At 65.3% G+C, this 19,776-nt stretch carries 19 protein-coding genes; 13 read left to right on the top strand and 6 right to left on the bottom strand.

From position 1 onward, the window contains the following. Positions 1-68: 68 nt before the first annotated feature. From ACQ4OD_RS10600 to ACQ4OD_RS10590, 3 genes are all read left to right on the top strand, one after another. Positions 69-1,631 carry an AAA family ATPase gene (locus ACQ4OD_RS10600; protein WP_102683214.1) on the top strand — a complete coding sequence of 521 codons (1,563 nt, stop codon included), beginning with the start codon at positions 69-71 and terminating at the stop codon, positions 1,629-1,631. A gap of 100 nt (positions 1,632-1,731) precedes the next feature. Beyond that, positions 1,732-2,085, top strand: a complete 354-nt coding sequence (locus tag ACQ4OD_RS10595) for a pentapeptide repeat-containing protein (protein WP_102683213.1) — start codon at positions 1,732-1,734, stop codon at positions 2,083-2,085. 267 nt (positions 2,086-2,352) lie between these two features. After that, positions 2,353-2,637 (top strand): TfoX/Sxy family protein, encoded by a 285-nt coding sequence (locus ACQ4OD_RS10590; protein ID WP_046854091.1) that lies wholly within the window; start codon positions 2,353-2,355, stop codon positions 2,635-2,637. A gap of 171 nt (positions 2,638-2,808) precedes the next feature. Here ACQ4OD_RS10590 and ACQ4OD_RS10585 read toward each other — a convergent pair whose 3' ends face one another. From ACQ4OD_RS10585 to ACQ4OD_RS10570, 4 genes are read right to left on the bottom strand one after another with little or no spacing between them, the layout of a single operon-like run. After that, complete coding sequence (locus ACQ4OD_RS10585) at positions 2,809-3,702, bottom strand: ChaN family lipoprotein (protein WP_430944256.1); 894 nt, start codon at positions 3,700-3,702, stop codon at positions 2,809-2,811. A gap of 12 nt (positions 3,703-3,714) precedes the next feature. Further along, a complete protein-coding gene (locus ACQ4OD_RS10580; protein ID WP_198754612.1) occupies positions 3,715-4,482 on the bottom strand; it encodes a heme ABC transporter ATP-binding protein in 768 nt (255 codons plus the stop codon). Continuing rightward, positions 4,482-5,465 (bottom strand): FecCD family ABC transporter permease, encoded by a 984-nt coding sequence (locus ACQ4OD_RS10575; protein WP_430944261.1) that lies wholly within the window; start codon positions 5,463-5,465, stop codon positions 4,482-4,484. The genes ACQ4OD_RS10580 and ACQ4OD_RS10575 overlap by 1 nt, the downstream gene beginning before the upstream one ends. Positions 5,466-5,515: 50 nt before the next feature. Continuing rightward, positions 5,516-6,400: a heme/hemin ABC transporter substrate-binding protein gene (locus ACQ4OD_RS10570; protein ID WP_139673673.1), complete on the bottom strand. Its 885-nt coding sequence runs from the start codon at positions 6,398-6,400 to the stop codon at positions 5,516-5,518. A 162-nt stretch (positions 6,401-6,562) separates the two neighbouring features. Between ACQ4OD_RS10570 and ACQ4OD_RS10565 the strand changes: the two genes are divergently transcribed. Then, positions 6,563-6,880, top strand: coding sequence for a Rieske (2Fe-2S) protein (locus ACQ4OD_RS10565; RefSeq protein WP_139673676.1), 318 nt, complete (start codon positions 6,563-6,565; stop codon positions 6,878-6,880). On the opposite strand, the gene sfsA is transcribed toward ACQ4OD_RS10565, so the two are convergent. Both sfsA and ACQ4OD_RS10555 read right to left on the bottom strand, forming a co-directional pair. Beyond that, entirely contained in the window at positions 6,870-7,583 is a 714-nt protein-coding gene (sfsA, locus tag ACQ4OD_RS10560) for a DNA/RNA nuclease SfsA (RefSeq protein WP_430944255.1), read from the bottom strand. The genes ACQ4OD_RS10565 and sfsA overlap by 11 nt on opposite strands. Positions 7,584-7,586: 3 nt before the next feature. After that, the gene (locus ACQ4OD_RS10555) at positions 7,587-8,759 is read right to left on the bottom strand and encodes a pyridoxal phosphate-dependent aminotransferase (protein WP_198754610.1); all 1,173 of its coding nucleotides are present in this window, start codon (positions 8,757-8,759) and stop codon (positions 7,587-7,589) included. A 213-nt stretch (positions 8,760-8,972) separates the two neighbouring features. Here ACQ4OD_RS10555 and dksA point away from each other — a divergent pair, with 213 nt between their 5' ends. The 9 genes from dksA to panC all read left to right on the top strand — a co-directional run bounded on the left by dksA (position 8,973) and on the right by panC (position 19,734). Continuing rightward, positions 8,973-9,419, top strand: coding sequence for an RNA polymerase-binding protein DksA (gene dksA, locus ACQ4OD_RS10550; RefSeq protein WP_046854085.1), 447 nt, complete (start codon positions 8,973-8,975; stop codon positions 9,417-9,419). A gap of 99 nt (positions 9,420-9,518) precedes the next feature. Next, positions 9,519-10,406, top strand: a complete 888-nt coding sequence (gluQRS, locus tag ACQ4OD_RS10545) for a tRNA glutamyl-Q(34) synthetase GluQRS (RefSeq protein WP_430944254.1) — start codon at positions 9,519-9,521, stop codon at positions 10,404-10,406. 211 nt (positions 10,407-10,617) lie between these two features. Beyond that, complete coding sequence (locus tag ACQ4OD_RS10540; RefSeq protein ID WP_003250005.1) at positions 10,618-10,794, top strand: hypothetical protein; 177 nt, start codon at positions 10,618-10,620, stop codon at positions 10,792-10,794. Beyond that, positions 10,778-13,753 (top strand): sensor histidine kinase, encoded by a 2,976-nt coding sequence (locus tag ACQ4OD_RS10535; RefSeq protein WP_172670868.1) that lies wholly within the window; start codon positions 10,778-10,780, stop codon positions 13,751-13,753. The genes ACQ4OD_RS10540 and ACQ4OD_RS10535 overlap by 17 nt, the downstream gene beginning before the upstream one ends. Before the next feature lie 4 nt (positions 13,754-13,757). Then, positions 13,758-15,200, top strand: a complete 1,443-nt coding sequence (locus tag ACQ4OD_RS10530; RefSeq protein WP_139673688.1) for a sigma-54-dependent transcriptional regulator — start codon at positions 13,758-13,760, stop codon at positions 15,198-15,200. 746 nt (positions 15,201-15,946) lie between these two features. After that, positions 15,947-17,341: a polynucleotide adenylyltransferase PcnB gene (locus ACQ4OD_RS10525; protein WP_046854081.1), complete on the top strand. Its 1,395-nt coding sequence runs from the start codon at positions 15,947-15,949 to the stop codon at positions 17,339-17,341. A 2-nt stretch (positions 17,342-17,343) separates the two neighbouring features. Next, positions 17,344-17,823 carry a 2-amino-4-hydroxy-6-hydroxymethyldihydropteridine diphosphokinase gene (gene folK, locus ACQ4OD_RS10520; RefSeq protein WP_139673693.1) on the top strand — a complete coding sequence of 160 codons (480 nt, stop codon included), beginning with the start codon at positions 17,344-17,346 and terminating at the stop codon, positions 17,821-17,823. Positions 17,824-18,073: 250 nt separating this feature from the next. Further along, positions 18,074-18,874, top strand: coding sequence for a 3-methyl-2-oxobutanoate hydroxymethyltransferase (gene panB, locus ACQ4OD_RS10515; RefSeq protein ID WP_139673697.1), 801 nt, complete (start codon positions 18,074-18,076; stop codon positions 18,872-18,874). Then, positions 18,871-19,734, top strand: coding sequence for a pantoate--beta-alanine ligase (gene panC, locus ACQ4OD_RS10510; protein ID WP_198754608.1), 864 nt, complete (start codon positions 18,871-18,873; stop codon positions 19,732-19,734). Before panB ends, panC begins: the two co-directional genes overlap by 4 nt. Positions 19,735-19,776 lie beyond the last annotated feature (42 nt).

The raw sequence follows: 19,776 nt of genomic DNA, 5'->3' as shown, positions 1-19,776 counted from the left end.
GGTTTGCAGGGACGGCACCATTGACCATAATGTTCGATTCGAATTCCCTGACCCCTGAAGGATGATCCGTGAGCCAAGCCCTGATCAGCGCGCTACAGAACCCCGCCCTCTATCCGCACCCTGTCGCGGGCTTCGAGCTCATCGAGACGCATATCTCCTGGGTCCTGCTTACCGGCGAGTTTGCCTACAAGATCAAGAAACCGATGAACTTCGGCTTCCTCGACTTCACCGGCCTCGACCAGCGCGGGCATTTTTGTAACGAAGAGCTGCGCCTGAACCAGCGCCTGACCGAAGGTCTGTACCTGGAAGTGCTGCCGATCACCGGTAGCGTCGAAGCGCCGCAGATCGACGGCGAAGGCCCGGCGATCGAATACGCGCTGAAGATGCGCCAGTTCCCCCAGGGCCAGATGCTCAGCACCCTGCAGGCCAACGGCGAGCTGAACGCCGGCCATATCGACCAGATGGCCCGGCAGATCGCCGAGTTCCACCTGCAGGCGCCCAAGGTGCCGGTCGAACACCCCCTGGGCACCCCGGACGCGGTGATGGCACCGGTGGAGCAGAACTTCGAACAGATCCGCCCGTTCCTCAGCGACAAGGCCGACCTGCAGCAACTGGACGCACTGCAAGCCTGGGCCCAGGACAGCTTCAAGCGCCTGCACGGCCTGCTCGAAGCGCGCAAGGCCAATGGCTTCATCCGCGAATGCCACGGTGACATCCACCTGGGCAACGCCACCCTGATCGACGGCCAGGTGGTGATCTTCGACTGCATCGAGTTCAACGAGCCCTTCCGCCTGACCGACGTCTACGCCGACGTCGGCTTCCTGGCCATGGACCTCGAGGACCGCGGCCTGAAGTGCCTGTCGCGGCGCTTCATCAGTCAGTACCTGGAGCTGACCGGCGACTACCAGGGCCTGGAGCTGCTGAACTTCTACAAGGCCTACCGTGCCCTGGTGCGGGCCAAGGTCGCGCTGTTCAGCATGCCGGCCGAAGCCGATGGCGTGCAGCGCGCCACCACCCTGCGCACCTACCGCAACTATGCCAACCTGGCAGAGAGCTACAGCGCCATCCCTTCGCGCCTGCTGGCCATCACCCAGGGCGTCTCGGCGGTGGGCAAGAGCCACGTGGCGATGCGCCTGGTCGAGGCGCTCGGCGCAGTGCGCGTGCGCTCGGACGTCGAGCGCAAGCGCCTGTTCGGCAAGCAATCGGCGGCCGATGCCGGTCATCTGGAGGCCGGCATCTACGACAAGCAGGCCAGCGTTGCCACCTACCAGCGCCTGCACGAGCTGGCAGCGATCATCCTGCACGCCGGGTTCCCGGTGGTACTCGACGCCACCTACCTCAAGCATGAGCAGCGCAAGGCAGCGGCCGAGGTCGCCAGCGAGACCGGCGTGCCGTTCCTGATCCTCGACTGCCAAGCCCCGGACGCGGTGATCGCCAGCTGGCTGGCGCAACGCCAGGCCGAGGCCGTCGACCCGTCGGACGCCACCTTGGAGGTGGTCAAGGCGCAACAGGCCAGCCGCGATCCGCTGGATGCCGAGGAACTGGCGCAAAGCACCCGCGTCGACACCCAGGACGCCAACAACATGAACAAGGTGATCGAGCAGATTCGTCAACGCCTGCCCGGCCTCTGACCCGCCAGGCGTGAAGCAGTCGACAGTTCACGCCTGAAGTCCGGCGCCCCTCCAGTGATGGCATTACAATATCATCACACCCCACGGAGGAGGCGCCGCCATGAATCAACCCCGTCAGCTGGACAACGTACTGTTTGCGATGATCCGCGACGAGAAGATCGCGGCGTTCAACCGCGAGAAGCCCACCGACTCGCTCATCGACTTTCGCGGCGGTGATTTCCGTGGCCTGGACCTGCGCGACCTGGATGTGCGTGGCATCGACTTCACCGATGCCTACTTCCGCGCCGCCGACCTGCGTGGGCTGGACCTGCGGGAAAATGGCCTGGAAGGGGCGAGCCTGGCGCATGCGCAAATCTCCGGGACGTATTTCCCGGCCGAGCTGAGTGCCGACGAGATCCTGATGTCGGTGAAGTTCGGGACGCGGATGCGCTATCGCAGCCCACGCCACGGGTAAGCGCCTGGCCTGCACAAGGCTGTGGCCACGAGCCTTGCGGAACGGATACACGTGGGAGCGGGCTTGCCCCGCGATAGCATCAGCCCCTGCGATCGCCGTCGCGGGGCCAGCCCGCTCCCACGTTTGCCCGCTCCCGCTCAGCCAGAACGCTACATCCCGTCGGCCCCGATGGCAAAAGGCCGCGTAATCCACAACCCCCGCTACACTCCTCATTGACCTGCTCGCGATTTATCCCCACGACCCGTTCAGCCATCGCCAGGAGGCTCGATGAACGATGAATTGCAGCATCTGAAAAACCTTGGCAAGACCTCCGCGCAATGGCTGCATGCTGTCGGCATCCACAGTGCATCGGACCTGCGCCGGCTTGGCGCGGTGGGTGCCTATCAGGCCGTGAGAACGCGAGGGTTCCGGGCTTCGAAGGTGTTGTTGTATGCCATCGAGGGCGCCCTGCTGGACATGCACTGGAATGACCTGCCGGTCGAACGCAAGCAAGCGCTGAACCAGCAGCTCGATGCCAAATGCCCAGCCCAATCACAGAAGAACGAAAAATAATTCTGCAAAAGCATTGACTCCGAAATGAGAATCGTTATGATTATCACAACTGGTCGCGAGACCGGTTGGGTAACCTGAATGCTCCTTGGTTCGGACGCTCAGATTATCTCCTCATCAGGCTAATCACGGTTATTGACCCGGCTTTTTGCCGGGTCTTTTTTTGCCTGCGATTCAGTGGCCCTTGCGCAGTTGGGCGCAGTAGTCCTGTTCCGGTGTCGCCGGTGTGTACCAGACGAAGTCAGCCATGGCCGGCTCGACCGTTTCCCCCACTTCCGCCAGCAACAGCACCCTGTCTTCAGGCTTGGCGTCGAGGTCGGCCAGGTGCAGCGGCACGCCGAGATCCTTGCGCGCATGGTAGCTGCCGGTAAGCAGCAATGCCGGTTGCGGCGCGGCCAGCAGCCGCTCGGCGATGCGCCGGTCGCGCTGCTGCTGCACCGCCAGCATCGCTGGCAGCTGGCTTTCCGGCAGCAGGTTGCAATGCCCGGCACGCACCTGCGCCAGCAGCGCCTGCACCACTACCGGCGCATTGGAGCGCTCGCCAGGTGGTTTCGCTGGCTGGCGATAGGCCTGGCGGACCTCATCGGGCGACAGGTTAGCCGCCAGTAGCGGGTATGGCTGGCCCAGGGCCTCGCGCACGATCGGCCCGTACAGCGCCCAATCCCAGCCGGGCTGCCAGGCGAGCGCCTTCGGTAGGTCTGCTGCAGGCGTTACCTTGCCCTTCTGCGCATCGACCAGCGCCTGCTGTTGCGGCTCAAGCATTTCCAACAGCAGGCTGCCCTGCGCGCGGCGGCTCTCAAGGGCGCGCAGCAACCAGAGCTGCAGGCGGTGGTGGTCGGGGTTGTCGTGCTTTTCACCCACCAGCACGCGTGGCGCATCGGCCAGGCGCTGGACCAACTGCCCAGGGCTCAATGCCTGGCCGGTGGACAACTCGATGATCTGCCCCAACTGGACGTTGTCGCGGCCTTCGACCCCCTGCCAGGCAGGCACGGGTGGCAGGCTCGCCTGGCAACCGCCGAGCGCCAGCGCCAGGCAGATGGACAAGCCGGACAGCAAGGGATAGCGCATGGCGAATGGCTCCTAGCGAGTGATGATCAACGGATGGCCGCGCTCCGGGTGAGGTTGCACCAGGACGTCGATGCCGAACACCGCCCGCAGCGCCGTCGGTGTCAGCACTTGTTGCGGTGTGCCCAGTGCATGGCTGCGGCCCTGCTCCAACAAGAGAATATGGTCACAGTAGCGCGCCGCCAGGTTCAGGTCATGCAGGATCACCAGCACCGACGCGCCACGGTCGGCGAAACTGCGTACCGCCTGCAGCGTGGTGTGCTGATGCAGCGGGTCCAGCGCAGAAGTGGGTTCATCCAGCAACAGCGTGGTGCCGGGCTCGCCCGGCCACAGCTGGGCCAGCACCCGCGCCAGGTGCACGCGCTGGCGTTCCCCACCGGACAGCGCCAGGTAGCTGCGCTCGACCAGGTGCTGGGCATCCGCCGCCTCCAGCGCCGCCTCGATGATTTCCCGGTCGCGCTGACGGCCGCTGGCATGGGGCAGGCGGCCGAGGCCGACCACTTCCGCGACACTGAAGGCAAAGCCAAGGCTGGACACCTGTGGCAATACCGCCAGGCGTTGCGCCCGCGCCTGGCCCGACCAGGCGTCCAGTCCGCGCCCATCGAGCTGCACGCGCCCGGCGCTGGGCGCCAGTTCGCCACACAGGGCGCCGAGCAGGCTACTCTTGCCGGCGCCATTGGGCCCGAGCACACCCAGCACCTGCCCTGGCCGCAACGTGAGGTTGATGTCGTGCAGCACCTGGCTGCCACCGCGCTTGAGGGACAGCCCTTGGACGTCGAGCATCAGTTGCGCACCTTCACCAGCAGGAACAGGAAGAATGGCGCCCCGATAAAGGCGGTGACGATGCCGATCGGCAACTCCGCCGGGGCCAGGGCCAGGCGCGCGACCAGGTCGGCGAACAGTAGCAAGGTACCGCCCGCCAGCAACGAGGCCGGCAGCAGCACCCGATGATCCGGCCCCGCCACCAGCCGCACCAGGTGCGGCACCACCAGGCCGATGAAGCCGATCAGGCCGGCGGCGGCGACCGCCGCCCCCACGCCGAGCGCGGTGCAGAACACCAGCTCGCGCTTGAGCTTTTCGACCTCGATGCCCAGGTGCCGGGCCTCCGACTCCCCCAACAGCAACGCGTTGAGCGCCTGTGCCCGGCGCGGCAGCCACAAGGCCACGGCTGCCGCCATCAGTAGCAACGGCCACAGCCGCTCGTAGCTGGCGCCGTTCAGGCTGCCCAGGTTCCAGAAGGTCAGGGTGCGCAGGGTGGCATCGTCGGCCAGGTAAGTGAACAGGCCCACCGCCGAGCCGCCCAGCGCGGTCATCGCGATACCGGCCAGAAGCATGGTCGCCACGTTGGTCTGGCCGTCGCGCCGCCCCAGGCGATAGACCATCGCGGTCACGCCCAGACCACCGACGAAGGCACACAACGACAATAGATAAGGCGCGAACCAGTCAGGAATGCCGCCCAGCCAACTGCCGCCGACGATCGCCACCGCGGCCCCCAGGGCGGCGCCGCTGGCGACACCGACCAGCCCCGGATCGGCCAGTGGGTTGCGGAACAACCCCTGCATCGCCACGCCGGACAACGCCAGCACGGCGCCGACCGCCAGACCCAGCAGGGTTCGCGGCAGGCGGATCTGGCCGAGGATCATCTCGGCCTGTTCCAGGCCCTCGCCACTGACCGGCAACCCGACCAGGCGCAGGCCGGCGCGCAGGGTATCGAACAACGGCAGGCTGACCGGCCCCAGCGCCAGCGACAGCCACACCGCCAGCAGGCACAACAAGGCCAGGGTAATGAACAACGTACGTGGACGAACCCGCGGCATCATGGATTGAGGCTGGCCTTGGCGGCGGGATAGAAGCTGGCTGCCAGCTCATGCAGGGTGGCCGGCAGGCGCGGGCCGAGGCCGCCGACCAGCAACGTCGGGTCGAGCGACAGCAGGCGCTTGTCGCGCACCGCGCGGGACGTCGCCAGGGCCGGGTTTTCCTTGATCAGTGCCTGCAAGGCCTGTTCACCGCTGAGGGCACGGTCAGAGAACACCACCACGTCCGGATTCAGCGCGGCGAGGGCTTCCACCGAGAAGTTCTTGTAGCCCTGGTGATCGGCAAGATTGCGCCCACCCGCCTGGCGCAGCACCCAGTCCCCGGCAGTGCCCTGCCCGGCGATCATCGGCTTGGCGCCGGCATGCCCGACCAGCAGCAACACCCCAGGCGCCTTCTGCCCGGCCTGGGCCTGCTCGACCTGTTTGTGCAACGCCTCCAGCTGCTGACGGTAATCGGCAGCCAACGTCTTGGCCTTGTGCTCGTCGCCGAGCAATGCCCCCAGGTGCTTGAGGTTCTCGTCAACCGCGCCCACTTCGGCCTTGCTGGAGAACAGCTCGACCCGCACCCCGGCCTTGCGGATCTGCGCCAGCACCGGCGGTGGCCCCATTTCCTCGGTGCCCACCAGCACGTCAGGACGCAGGCTGAGGATGCCTTCGGCCGACAACTGGCGCTGGTAACCGATGCTGGGCAGCGCCTTGAGCGACTCAGGATGCTGGCTGGTGGTGTCGACGCCGACCAGGCGCTGCTCACCGCCCAGGGCGCTGATCCACTCGCTCAAGGCACCGCCGGCGCTTACCCAGCGCTGTGGCAGCTCGGCGGCCATGGTGTGGGTAGACAGGGCAAGAGCGGCGCACAGGGCAATCAAGGCAGCGGGACGGCGCATCATCGGATTCCTTTGCAGAGGGCGGGCAGCACACCTTGTGGCGGGCGGCACAAGTGCGCACCATAGACAGCCTGGCGCGACGAATGCGGGCAATTTGATAATTATTCGCATTGAAGCGTCAAGCCATCCCTTTGTCACACGGCTTAACCGGAAGACTCCGCTGCGATGCATTTTCTCTGCGCCTCCAACGACCTCGCCGAGGGCCACGGCCGCGCCTTCAGCGTAGCCGGCATAGCGCTGTTCGGCGTGCGCCGCCAGGGCACGGTCCACCTCTATCGCAACCGCTGCCCGCACCGGGGCATCCCGCTGAACTGGGCGGCGGACAGCTTTCTCGATGACAGCGCGAGCCTGATCCAGTGCGCCCATCACGGGGCCCAGTTCCTGATAGAAAGCGGCGAATGCATTACTGGCCCCTGCGCGGGCGAATGGCTGGATGCCCTGGACTGCCGGGAAGACAGCCAGGGCATCTGGCTTACGGATTGAGCAAAACCGGCAGCGGTCGGTCGATGACCAGTTGTTGGGCATCCAGGCGCGTGCCGTAGGCCAGCACCTCGACCCCTTCCGCCACCGCGGCGCGCAGCGCCTGGGCGTAGGCGGCGTCGATCTCCTGGGCCGGGCGCACGGCCTCGATGCCGGTCAGGTTCACGCAATACAGCTGCACTGCACGGATGCCCTGGCGTGCCAGGGCGGCCAGCTCGCGCAGGTGCTTGGCGCCGCGCTGGGTGACAGCGTCGGGAAACGCCGCCACGGGGGTATCGGGATAACCGAGGGTCACGCTCTTGACCTCGACGTAGGCCTTGTCGCCACTGGCGAACTCCAGATAGAAGTCGATACGGCTACGTTCCTCGCCATACGCCACTTCGCGCTTGAGCGTGGTGAACCCGGCAAGCTCCGTGATCACCCCGGCCCGCAGCGCTTCCTCCACCACCGCATTGGCGCGCCCGGTGTTGACGCAGGCCAGCCGCCCCTGGGGCGTTTCGCTGATCTCCCAGGTACCGGGCAGCTTGCGCTTGGGATCGTTGGAGCGGCTGAACCATACGTGCCCGCCCTCGCGCATGCAATTGAGCATGGAGCCAGTGTTGGGGCAGTGAATGGTCAACTGCTCGCCAGTTGCCAGCTCGATGTCGGCCAGGAAGCGTTTATAGCGGCGTAGCAGTCGCGCCCGTTCCAGTTGCGGAAACAGCATCCGTCAGCCCTGCCAGCTTTTCAGGCCACGGGCGATGCGCTGCACCGCCTCCTCCAGACGTGGCAGGCTCTGGGTGTAGGCAAAGCGCACGTGGTGGCCGGCCTGGTAACGACCGAAGTCCAGCCCCGGGGTGAATGCCAGGTGCTCGGTTTCGAGGAAGTGCCTGCAGAACGCGAAGGCATCGCCGCCGAACGCGCTGATATCGGCGTACAGATAGAAGGCGCCTTGCGGCTCCACGGCGATGCCGAAGCCCAACTCGCGCAACGCCGGCAACAGGTAGTCGCGGCGGCGGGCAAACTCGGCGCGACGCTCCTCGAGGATGGCCAGGGTTTGCGGCTCGAAGCAGGCCAGCGCGGCATGCTGGGCCATGCTCGGAGCACTGATGTAGAGGTTCTGCGCCAGCTTTTCCAGGTCCGCCACCGCCGACGGCGGCGCCACCAGCCAGCCCAGGCGCCAGCCGGTCATGCCGAAATACTTGGAAAAACTGTTCAACACGAAGGCCTCATCGTCGACTTCCAGCACGCTCGGCGCCTCCATGCCGTAGGTGAGGCCGTGGTAGATCTCGTCCACCACCAGATGCCCATGGCGCTCGCGGGTGGCCTTGGAAAGGCTGGCCAGCTCGTCGCGGTCGAGCACCGTGCCGGTCGGGTTGGCCGGCGACGCCACCAGGGCACCTACCGTGTCCTTGTCCCAGTAACGATCGACCAGATCGGCAGTCAGCTGGTAATTGACCTCCGGCCCCACCGGCACCAGCTGCGCGCCGCCTTCGACCAGGCGCAGGAAGTGGCGGTTGCACGGGTAGCCCGGATCGGCCAACAGCCAGTGCTTGCCCGGGTCGACCAGCAAGCTGCTGGCCAACAGCAAGGCGCCTGAGCCACCCGGGGTAACGAGAACCCGCTCGGGGTCGAGGTCCACACCGTAGCGCTGGCCATAGAACCCGGCAATCGCTTCGCGCAGTTGCGGCAGCCCGCGGGCGGCGGTGTAGCGGGTGTGACCATCGGCCAATGCCTGCTGGCCTGCGGCGACGATGGGTGCGGCGGTGGTGAAGTCCGGCTCGCCGATCTCCAGGTGGATCACATCATGACCGGCGGCCTGCAGCTCGTTGGCGCGCGCCAGCAGGGCCATCACGTGGAAGGGTTCGATGGCGCGACTGCGCGCACTGTGTGGCTGAGCCATGGGCCTTCTCTCAATTGGGTCTAAACTGGTGATTCTACCTGTGCGCCGCAGCGAACGTGCCGCCCGCCCTGCTGTCAATAGCAGGAATAGGGCGGGGTAGCGCACCCCGGATCTATCTGGTAAGTTCGGCGGCTCGCAGTCGCAGGGCCGGCGGGTGCCGGCGATGGAAGCAAGCCTGCGCATTGGATCAGATGAGTGAGAGGCGGTCTATTCATGTCCACCGTAGAAAAGCAAAAAACCAGTCAGTCCATGTACGGTGTAGAGCCCTATAAAGAAACCAAGGGCGAAGAGTACATGGGGGAGCCCATGCGCAAGCACTTCACCAAGCTTCTGGGAGCATGGAAGCTTGAGTTGATGACGAGCGTGGACCAGACCGTGACGCACATGAAGGACGAGGCAGCCAACTTCCCAGACCCGGCTGACCGTGCCAGCCAGGAAGAAGAATTCGCCCTGGAACTGCGCAACCGTGATCGTGAGCGCAAGCTGATCAAGAAGATCGACAAGACCCTGCAGAAGATTCAGGACGAAGAGTACGGCTGGTGCGACTCCTGCGGTATCGAGATCGGCCTGCGCCGCCTCGAAGCCCGCCCGACCGCCGACCTGTGCTTCGACTGCAAGGAAATTGCCGAGAAGAAGGAAAAGACTGTCGGTAAAGGCTGATTCCAGAACCTCGCAGACGGGGCGTACTGGTTGTGGAGGCGGGCTTGCCCGCTCCTGCAATCGGTACGCCCCGTCTTCATTTATATAGCTGTGCAATCCATGAATGACTCCCGCTACATCGGCCGCTTCGCCCCCACCCCCAGCGGCTTTCTGCACTTCGGCTCGCTGGTGGCCGCCCTCGCCTCCTGGCTCGACGCCCGCGCGGTCGATGGCCGCTGGTTGCTGCGCATGGAAGACACCGACCCGCCCCGGGAAATGCCTGGGGCACGCGATGCGATCCTGCAGACCCTGGAGCGCTACGGCCTGGAGTGGGACGGCGAATTAGTGTTCCAGAGCCAGCGCCACGAGGCCTATGCCGCCGTGGTCGACCGTTTGTTCAGCATGGGCCTGGCCTATGCCTGCACCTGCTCGCGCAAGCAACTGGAAGGGTACGACGGTATCTACCCAGGCTTTTGTCGTAACGCCGGGCATCCCCGGCAAGGCGCGGCCATTCGCCTGCGCGTGCCGGAACTGATCTACCGCTTCACGGATCGCGTCCAGGGTAGCTTCGAACAGCACCTGGGACGCGAGGTGGGCGACTTCGTCATCCAGCGCCGTGACGGGCTCTATGCCTACCAATTGGCGGTGGTACTGGACGATGCGTGGCAGGGCGTTACCGACATCGTGCGCGGCGCCGACCTGCTGGACAACACGCCCCGCCAGCTGTACCTGCAGGAGCTGCTGGGGTTCTCGCAGCCGCGTTACCTGCACATTCCGTTGATCGTGCAGCCCGACGGGCACAAGCTGGGCAAGTCGTATCGCTCGCCGCCGCTAGAGGCCGACCAGGCGACGCCGTTGCTGTTGCGAGCCCTGCGGGCATTGGGGCAGCAGACCGATCCGGCACTGGCGGGGGCCAGCCCGGCCGAGGTGCTGGCGGTGGCGCGCCAGCAGTGGCGGCCGGAGCACATTGCGCGGCAGATGACGGTGCCCGAGGCTGATTTGCGCTGAGGCAGTAGCGGCCCTATCGCGGGGCAAGCCCGCTCCCACGCAATCCACTTCGCGGGCTTGCCCTGCGATAGGGCCAGAACAAGCAAAACCAGGCTCAAAAGCCCAACAAATTCAAACCCTTGGCTAACAGCCCCGATTCCCGCTAGCATCGCCCCAGCCATTTGCGCCAATAATAAGTCCAAACCGCAGCGCCCAACCCATCGAGGCCAGCATGTACATCTATCGTTTGGTCCTGCTTCTGGTGGTGGGGATCTACCTGTTCTCCCCCGCCATCATGGACTGGTGGATCGAGCCGACCGGTGCCTGGTACCGTCCCTACCTGCTCTGGCTGATCCTCATCGTCGTCACCTTCATCCTGCAGAGCCAACGAGATGCCGATGAGCTTTAGCCTGACCCAGATGATCCTGATCAGCGCCGCCTACCTGCTGGTGCTGTTCAGCGTGGCCTGGATCAGCGAGCGCGGGCTGATCCCGCGGGCGATCATTCGCCACCCCCTGACCTACACCTTGTCGCTGGGCGTCTACGCCAGTGCCTGGGCCTTCTATGGCTCGGTCGGCCTGGCCTATCAATATGGCTACGGCTTCCTTGCCTGTTACCTGGGGGTGTCCGGGGCCTTCCTGCTGGCCCCGGTGCTGCTCTATCCGATCCTCAAGATCACCCGCACCTACCAGCTCTCCTCACTGGCCGACCTGCTGGCGTTTCGCTTCCGCAGCACCTGGGCCGGCGCGCTGACCACCATCTTCATGCTGATCGGCGTGCTGCCCTTGCTGGCCCTGCAGATCCAGGCCGTGGCCGATTCGATCAGCATCCTCACCGGCGAGCCGGTCAAGGCGCGGGTGGCGTTTGCCTTCTGCGTGCTGATCATCCTGTTCACCATCTTCTTCGGCTCACGCCATATCGCCACCCGCGAAAAGCACGAAGGCCTGGTGTTCGCCATCGCCTTCGAATCGGTGATCAAGCTGTTGGCGCTGGGCGGTATCGGCCTTTATGCGCTGTACGGCGTGTTCGGTGGCCCGCATGGGCTGGAGGTCTGGCTGCTGCAGAACCAGACCGCCCTCGCCGCCCTGCACACCCCGCTGCAGGAAGGCCCCTGGCGCACCCTGCTGCTAGTGTTCTTCGCCTCGGCGATCGTCATGCCGCACATGTACCACATGGCCTTCACCGAAAACCTCAGCCCGCGCTCGCTGGTCAGCGCCAGCTGGGGCCTGCCGCTGTTCCTGCTGCTGATGAGCCTGGCCGTGCCGCTGGTGCTGTGGGCCGGCCTGCGCCTGGGCGCCAGCACCAACCCCGAGTACTTCACCCTGGGCCTGGGCATCGCCGCCAACAACGAAGCGCTGGCGCTGCTGGCCTATGTCGGTGGCTTGTCGGCCGCCAGCGGGCTGATCATCGTCACCACCCTGGCGCTGTCGGGCATGGCCTTGAACCACCTGGTGCTGCCGCTGTACCAGCCGCCGGCCGAAGGCAATATCTACCGCTGGCTGAAGTGGACGCGCCGGGCGCTCATCGTTGCAATCATCACCGCCGGCTTCGTCTTCTACCTCACCCAGAACAACCACCAGAGCCTGGCCAACCTGGGCATCGTCGCCTTCGTCGCCACTTTGCAGTTCCTGCCCGGGGTGCTTTCGGTGCTGTACTGGCCGACCGCCAACCGACGAGGGTTCATCGCCGGCCTGCTGGCCGGCATGCTGGTGTGGATGGTGACCATGCTGCTGCCGCTGCTGGGCAACCTGCAGGGCTTCTACATCCCGTTGCTGGACATGATCTACGTGCTGGACGACACCAGCTGGCACATGGCGGCCATCGCCTCGCTTGCGGCCAACGTCCTGCTGTTCACCCTGATCTCGCTGTTCACCAATGCCAGCAGCGAAGAGGTCAGCGCCGCCGAGGCCTGCGCGGTGGACAACGTGCGCCGCCCGCAACGCCGCGAACTGCATGCCGCCTCGCCCCAGGAGTTCGCCACCCAGCTGGCCAAGCCGCTGGGCGCCAAGGCTGCGCAAAAAGAGGTGGAGCAGGCCCTGCGCGACCTCTACCTGCCCTTCGACGAGCGCCGCCCCTATGCCCTGCGGCGCCTGCGCGACCGCATCGAGGCCAATCTGTCCGGCCTGATGGGGCCGAGCGTGGCGCAGGACATGGTCGAGACCTTCCTGCCGTACAAGTCCGGCAACGAGAACTACGTCACCGAGGACATCCACTTCATCGAGAGCCGCCTCGAGGACTATCACTCGCGCCTGACCGGCCTTGCCGCCGAGCTCGACGCCCTGCGCCGCTATCACCGCCAGACCCTGCAGGAACTGCCCATGGGCGTGTGCTCGCTGGCCAAGGACCAGGAGATCCTGATGTGGAACAAGGCGATGGAGGAGCTCACCGGCATCGCCGCCAAGCATGTGGTCGGCTCACGCCTGGTGACCATCGCCGAACCCTGGCGCGGCCTGCTGCAAGGCTTCATCAACGTGCCCGACGAACACCTGCACAAGCAGCGCCTGGTCCTCGATGGCCAGCCGCGCTGGCTGAACCTGCACAAGGCGGCCATCGACGAGCCGCTGGCCCCGGGCAACAGCGGCCTGGTGCTGCTGGTCGAGGACCTCACCGAGACCCAGGCGCTGGAGGACAAGCTGGTGCATTCCGAGCGCCTGGCCAGCATCGGCCGCCTCGCCGCGGGCGTGGCCCACGAGATCGGCAACCCGATCACCGGCATCGCTTGCCTGGCGCAGAACCTGCGCGAAGAACGCGAGGGCGACGGCGAGATCATCGAACTGTCCAGCCAGATCCTCGAGCAGACCAAGCGCGTGTCGCGCATCGTCCAGTCGCTGATGAGCTTCGCCCACGCCGGCGGCAGCCAGCAGAACAGCGAGGAGCCAGTGTGCCTGGCCGAGGTGGCGCAGGATGCCATTGGTCTGCTGGCGTTGAACCGGCGCAATTTCGAAGTACAGTTCTTCAACCTCTGCGACCCGCAACACTGGGTCGAGGGCGACCCGCAACGCCTGGCCCAGGTGCTGATCAACCTGCTCTCCAACGCCCGCGACGCCTCGCCGCCCGGCAGCGCCGTGCGCGTGCGCAGTGAAATCAACGAGCACACCGTCGACCTGGTGGTCGAGGATGAAGGCAGCGGTATTCCGAAAAGCATCATGGACCGCCTGTTCGAACCCTTCTTCACCACCAAGGACCCGGGCGAAGGAACCGGACTGGGGCTCGCTCTGGTCTATTCCATCGTGGAAGAGCATTATGGGCAAATCACCATCGACAGCCCGGCCGACATCGAGCGCCAACGTGGTACCCGGATCCGCGTGACCCTGCCCCGGCATGTCGTAGCGACGTCCCCTGAAATTCGAGACCGTCGAGAGAATTGAATCAATGCCGCATATTCTGATCGTCGAAGACGAAACCATCATCCGCTCGGCCCTGCGTCGCCTGCTCGAGCGGAACCAGTACCAGGTCAGCGAAGCCGGCTCGGTGCAGGAAGCCCAGGAACGCTTCAGCATTGCCACCTTCGACCTGATCGTCAGTGACCTGCGCCTGCCGGGTGCCCCGGGTACCGAGCTGATCAAGCTCGGCCAGGGCACGCCGGTACTGATCATGACCAGCTACGCCAGCCTGCGCTCGGCAGTGGACTCGATGAAAATGGGCGCGGTGGACTACATCGCCAAGCCCTTCGACCACGACGAGATGCTCCAGGCCGTGGCGCGTATCCTGCGCGACCGGGTGAACGCCCCGGCCTCGGCGCCGGCCGGCGAGCCCCGGACCGCCAATGGCAAGGCCAGCACGGACAAGGCCAGCCCCGCCGCCGCCAACGGCGAGATCGGCATCATCGGCTCCTGCCCGCCGATGCAGGACATGTTCGTGAAGATTCGCAAGGTCGCGCCAACCGACTCCAATGTGCTGATCCAGGGCGAGTCCGGCACCGGTAAAGAGCTGGTCGCCCGCGCCCTGCACAACCTCTCGCGCCGGGCAAAGGCACCGATGATCTCGGTGAACTGCGCGGCGATCCCGGAAACCCTCATCGAGTCGGAACTGTTCGGCCACGAGAAGGGTGCCTTCACCGGCGCCAGCGCGGGCCGTGCGGGGCTGGTCGAAGCCGCCGATGGTGGCACCCTGTTCCTCGACGAGATCGGCGAGCTGCCACTGGAAGCCCAGGCCCGACTGCTGCGGGTGTTGCAGGAAGGCGAGATCCGCCGGGTGGGTTCGGTGCAATCGCAGAAGGTCGACGTGCGCCTGATCGCGGCCACCCACCGCGACCTGAAGAACCTGGCCAAGGCCGGGCAGTTCCGTGAAGACCTGTACTACCGCCTGCATGTGATCGCCCTGAAATTGCCAGCCCTGCGCGAGCGCGGCAGCGACGTCAACGAGATCGCCAATGCCTTCCTTGCCCGCCAGAGCGCACGGATCGGCCGCGACGACCTGCATTTTTCCCACGATGCCGAGCAAGCCATCCGCCATTACAGCTGGCCGGGCAACGTGCGCGAGCTGGAAAACGCGGTGGAGCGCGCGGTAATCCTCAGCGAAAGCGCGGAAATTTCCGCCGACCTGCTGGGCATCGACATCGAGCTTAGCGACCTGGAAGACGACGACATGCTGGACAACCTGCCGGCGCTTGCCAGCAGCAACAGCGCCAGCCATGAGCCGACCGAGGACCTGTCGCTGGAGGATTACTTCCAGCACTTCGTGCTCGAGCACCAGGACCACATGACCGAAACCGAACTGGCCCGCAAGCTGGGCGTCAGCCGCAAATGCCTGTGGGAACGCCGCCAGCGCCTGGGCATCCCGCGGCGCAAGAGCAACGCCACCAGCGACAACTGATTCTGTGTAATCCGATCGCGGGGCAAGCCCGCTCCCACAGCGCGTGGGGGCAGGCTTGCCCCGCGGTCGTTTGGGGGTAACACATCAGTTACCGCAAAAATCTGTTACCTACCCTGCCGGGCGTAACATCCCCCGAGGCGTAAGGTAACGAAATTTCTACATTTGCCCCGCGGCAAAACCTGCCTGAAACGCTGAACCCCCCGATTTCATTGGGTTTTCAAAAGTTGGCACGGCACCTGCTATATGTCTGGTACAAGAACAATAACAAGCACTGCAACTCAGAATAAGAACAAGACGAAACGGCTCACGCACAATAAAAACAAGACGGCGGAGGCGCAGCTAACTGATTCTTTTGGAGAGGCGTTGTGTTTGGGGCTTGCCCCACGATCAGGCAGAGAACAACAAAAACTGCACTCAAAAGCAGCACCTGAACTGATTGGATCGACAGATCAGCATCAACTCGGCGACCAAAGCAATCCGTTTGCTCTTCACCCCCGGTTTGGGGGTCGTCCACAAGCTTCGAGATTTGTGGACAGGGCATTCAACAAAAACAAGAAGCCCGGCAGAAGAACAATAAGAGCACGCAACGACTTGATGGGGAGCTTCGGCTCCCCATGTCGTTTCTCACTTCTGCATCACGCTTGGCACACCGCCTACACCATTCCCCCAGTAAATGCTAGAATCCCCGCCCATCATGCGGCCATTCTCCTATCCTTGGCCGATCATTCCTTCAAACAGTGCATCCCATGCTGAAGAAGCTGTTCCAGTCGTTCCGCCCGCCCGTTCGTGGCCAGCACCACAGGCGCACCACGCCTGAAGTGATCAACAAGAGCCAGCACTCGCTGCAGCGCAGCCAGTTCAGCCGCCATGCCGTGGGCATTGTCGAGCGCCTGCAGGCGGCCGGTTACCAGGCTTATCTGGTCGGTGGCTGCGTGCGCGACCTGCTGCTGGGCATCACGCCCAAGGACTTCGACGTGGCCACCAGCGCCACCCCCGAGCAGATCCGCGCGGAGTTCCGCAACGCCCGTATCATCGGCCGGCGCTTCAAGCTGGTCCACGTGCATTTCGGCCGTGACATCATCGAGGTCGCCACCTTCCGCGCGCCCCACTCCGATGACGACCAGTCCGATAGCCACCGTTCGTCGCACAATGCCAGCGGTCGCATCCTGCGCGACAACGTGTACGGCACTTTGGAAGAAGACGCGCAACGCCGCGACTTCACCATCAACGCCCTGTACTACGACCCGGTCAGCGAGCGCATCCTCGACTACGCCAACGGTGTCCACGACATCCGTAACCGGCTGCTGCGCCTGATCGGCGATCCGACCCACCGTTACCAGGAAGATCCGGTACGCATGCTGCGCGCCGTGCGCTTCGCCGCCAAGCTGGACTTCGGCATCGAGAAGCACACCGTGCAGCCGATCCGCGAGCTGGCGCCGATGCTGCGCGACATCCCACCCGCGCGCCTGTTCGAGGAAAGCCTCAAGCTGTTCCTCAACGGCCAGGGGGCGATCACCTTCGAGATGCTGGTCGACCTGCAACTGTTCGAGCCATTGTTCCCGGCCAGCAGCCATGCCTTGGAAGAACGTCCGAGCTACACCCACAGCTTGATCAGCCAGGCATTGGCCAACACCGACCTGCGCGTCAAGCAGGGCAAGCCGGTGACACCCGCCTTCCTGTTCGCCGCGCTGCTCTGGCCAGCCCTGCCAAGCCGCGTACTGTACCTGCAGAGCCAAGGCGTGCCGCCGATCCCGGCCATGAACGGCGCGGCCCACGACCTGATCGCCGAACAGTGCGCACGCATCGCCATTCCCAAGCGCTTCACCCTGCCGATCCGCGAGATCTGGGACATGCAGGAGCGCCTGCCAAGGCGCAGCGGCAAGCGCGCCGACATGCTGCTCGACAACCCGCGGTTCCGCGCTGGCTACGACTTCCTGCTGCTGCGTGAAAGCGCCGGCGAGGAAACCGACGGGTTGGGCCAATGGTGGACCGACTACCAGGACGCCAACGACAGCCAGCGCCGCGACATGATCCGCGAACTGGGCAACCGTGACGACGCTGCTGGCGCCGGTGCCGGCCCACGCAAGCGCAAGCGCAGTGGCGGCAAGCGCAAGCGTGACGACGAGCAGGCGTGGGACTGAGCATGACCACCCGTGCGTACATCGGCCTGGGCAGCAACCTGGATGAGCCCGCCGAGCAGCTGCGCAGCGCCCTGCAGGCGCTGGACCTGATCGCCGAGACGCGCCTGACGGCGGCCTCGGCGCTCTACACCAGCGATTCGCTGCTGCCGGGCCAGCCACGCTACACCAACGCCGTGGCGGCCATCGACACGGCACTGACACCGCTGGACCTGCTGGACGCCCTGCAGGCCATCGAAAACAGCCAGGGCCGCGTACGCAAGGAGCGCTGGGGCCCACGCACCCTCGACCTGGACATGCTGCTGTTCGGCGACCAGGTCATCGATGCGCCGCGCCTGAAAGTGCCGCACTACCACATGCACGCCCGCCCCTTCGTGCTGTACCCGCTCGCCGAGCTGGTGCCCGCCAGCTTCCGCCTTGCCGACGGCCGCCCCCTCGCGCAACTGCTCGAGGACTGCCCGTTCGTCGGCCTGGAACGCCTGTAAATCGGGCGTTTCAGACGGCGGTAACGCCAGTAACACCCACGCCGTAACAATGCGGTAACACGGCTGGTTGACTTCCCCCACCTCGCTCACGACTATAGGCGTCCCGCGGCGCTACTGTGCCGCAATCACCCATTTAGGCTCGGACGGATCTGTGCCCGAACATCACGACCGATGATGTGCCGCTCCGGAAGATGAATACACGCGTTGTACGCAGTTGTTGTTCACAGCGCCTGAACGAGGACTCCCCTACATGCCTGAAGTAACCCTGACCACCCTGCACGGCCTGAAGGCCAAGGGTGAAAAAATCACCATGCTGACCTGCTACGACGCGACCTTCGCCAAGGCAGCCAGCCAGGCCGGCGTGGAAGTGCTGCTGGTGGGCGACTCCCTGGGCATGGTCCTGCAGGGCCATGACAGCACCCTGCCCGTCACCAACCGTGACATGGCCTACCACACCGCCTGCGTCAAACGCGGCAACGATGGGGCGTTGATTCTCGCCGACCTGCCGTTCATGGCCCACGCCACACCCGAGCAGGCTTTCGCCAACGCCGCCGAACTGATGCGCGCTGGCGCCCACATGCTCAAGATCGAAGGCGCCGCCTGGCTGGGCGAGACCATCCGCCTGCTGGCCGAACGCGGCGTGCCGGTTTGCGCGCACATGGGCCTGACCCCGCAGACGGTCAACGTGCTGGGCGGCTACAAGGTCCAGGGGCGCCAGGAAGCCCAGGCACGGCAGATGCGCGCCGACGCCATCGCCCTGGAACAGTCCGGCGCGGCCATGCTGTTGCTCGAGTGCGTACCCAGCGAGCTGGCCGCGGAAATCTCCCAGGCCGTGAGCATTCCGGTGATCGGCATCGGTGCCGGCAATGCCACTGATGGCCAGGTGCTGGTGCTGCACGACATGCTCGGGCTGTCGCTGAGCGGCCGCGTGCCGAAGTTCGTGAAGAACTTCATGGCCGGCCAGCCGGACATCCAGAGTGCCCTGGCCGCCTATGTCCGCGCGGTCAAGGAAGTCAGCTTCCCCGGCAGCGAACATGGGTTCAGCGCATGAATACCGTCAAGACCGTCCGTGAGCTGCGCGCCGCCGTGGCCCGCGCCCGTGGCGAGGGCAAGCGCATCGCCTTCGTGCCGACCATGGGCAACCTGCACAGCGGCCACGCCGCCCTGGTGACCAAGGCCGCCCAGCGCGCCGACTTCGTGGTCGCCAGCATCTTCGTCAACCCGTTGCAGTTCGGCGCCGGCGAAGACCTGGACAAGTACCCGCGCACCCTCGCCGCCGACCAGGAGAAACTGCTCCAGGCCGGCTGCCACCTGCTGTTCGCCCCTACCGTCGAGGAGATGTACCCCGATGGCATGACCGTGCAGACCCGCGTCAGCGTGCCGCAACTGTCCGAAGGGCTGTGCGGCGCCAGCCGTCCTGGCCACTTCGAAGGCGTGGCGACCGTGGTCAGCAAGCTGTTCAACATGGTCCAGCCGGACCTGGCCGTGTTCGGCGAAAAGGATTTCCAGCAACTGGCGGTGATCCGCGCCATGGTCCGCGACTTGAACATGCCGATCCAGATCATCGGCGAGCCGACTGTGCGCGCCGAGGATGGTCTGGCGCTGTCATCGCGCAATGGCTACCTGACAACAGAACAGCGTGCCGCCGCGCCGGCGCTGTACCGTGTGCTGAGCGCCATGGCCGACGCCTTGCGCCGCGGCCAGCGCGACTACGCGGCGCTGATCGCCGAGGGCCAGGCACAACTCGAAGCCGCCGGGTTCCGTAAGGATTACCTGGAAGTACGCCACGCCGTCACCCTGCGCCCGGCTCAGGTCGATGACCGTGACCTGGTGGTGATCGCCGCAGCTTACCTGGGCAACACCCGGCTGATCGACAATCTCTATCTGCACCTGGAAGAGCAGACCGCCTGAGCTCGACGCGTGGGAGCGGCTCAACGTCGCCCCACGCGTGCC

The organism is Pseudomonas sp. WC1, assembly GCF_050586565.1.
Classification (GTDB): Bacteria; Pseudomonadota; Gammaproteobacteria; order Pseudomonadales; family Pseudomonadaceae; genus Aquipseudomonas.
The sequence above is the reverse complement of the archived record's forward strand: the minus strand, read 5'-3'. Positions and strand labels throughout refer to the sequence as shown.

Excerpts from the sequence above, each read along its gene's own strand:
- ACQ4OD_RS10540 (WP_003250005.1), top strand. The coding sequence starts at position 10,618 with ATGTACATCTATCGTTTGGTCCTGCTTCTGGTGGTGGGGATCTACCTG.
- folK (WP_139673693.1), top strand. The coding sequence starts at position 17,344 with ATGACCACCCGTGCGTACATCGGCCTGGGCAGCAACCTGGATGAGCCC.
- ACQ4OD_RS10590 (WP_046854091.1), top strand. The coding sequence starts at position 2,353 with ATGAACGATGAATTGCAGCATCTGAAAAACCTTGGCAAGACCTCCGCG.
- ACQ4OD_RS10585 (WP_430944256.1), bottom strand. The coding sequence starts at position 3,702 with ATGCGCTATCCCTTGCTGTCCGGCTTGTCCATCTGCCTGGCGCTGGCG.
- ACQ4OD_RS10535 (WP_172670868.1), top strand. The coding sequence starts at position 10,778 with ATGCCGATGAGCTTTAGCCTGACCCAGATGATCCTGATCAGCGCCGCC.
- dksA (WP_046854085.1), top strand. The coding sequence starts at position 8,973 with ATGTCCACCGTAGAAAAGCAAAAAACCAGTCAGTCCATGTACGGTGTA.
- gluQRS (WP_430944254.1), top strand. The coding sequence starts at position 9,519 with ATGAATGACTCCCGCTACATCGGCCGCTTCGCCCCCACCCCCAGCGGC.
- ACQ4OD_RS10570 (WP_139673673.1), bottom strand. The coding sequence starts at position 6,400 with ATGATGCGCCGTCCCGCTGCCTTGATTGCCCTGTGCGCCGCTCTTGCC.
- sfsA (WP_430944255.1), bottom strand. The coding sequence starts at position 7,583 with ATGCTGTTTCCGCAACTGGAACGGGCGCGACTGCTACGCCGCTATAAA.
- ACQ4OD_RS10595 (WP_102683213.1), top strand. The coding sequence starts at position 1,732 with ATGAATCAACCCCGTCAGCTGGACAACGTACTGTTTGCGATGATCCGC.
- ACQ4OD_RS10525 (WP_046854081.1), top strand. The coding sequence starts at position 15,947 with ATGCTGAAGAAGCTGTTCCAGTCGTTCCGCCCGCCCGTTCGTGGCCAG.
- ACQ4OD_RS10530 (WP_139673688.1), top strand. The coding sequence starts at position 13,758 with ATGCCGCATATTCTGATCGTCGAAGACGAAACCATCATCCGCTCGGCC.
- ACQ4OD_RS10555 (WP_198754610.1), bottom strand. The coding sequence starts at position 8,759 with ATGGCTCAGCCACACAGTGCGCGCAGTCGCGCCATCGAACCCTTCCAC.
- ACQ4OD_RS10580 (WP_198754612.1), bottom strand. The coding sequence starts at position 4,482 with ATGCTCGACGTCCAAGGGCTGTCCCTCAAGCGCGGTGGCAGCCAGGTG.
- panB (WP_139673697.1), top strand. The coding sequence starts at position 18,074 with ATGCCTGAAGTAACCCTGACCACCCTGCACGGCCTGAAGGCCAAGGGT.
- ACQ4OD_RS10565 (WP_139673676.1), top strand. The coding sequence starts at position 6,563 with ATGCATTTTCTCTGCGCCTCCAACGACCTCGCCGAGGGCCACGGCCGC.
- panC (WP_198754608.1), top strand. The coding sequence starts at position 18,871 with ATGAATACCGTCAAGACCGTCCGTGAGCTGCGCGCCGCCGTGGCCCGC.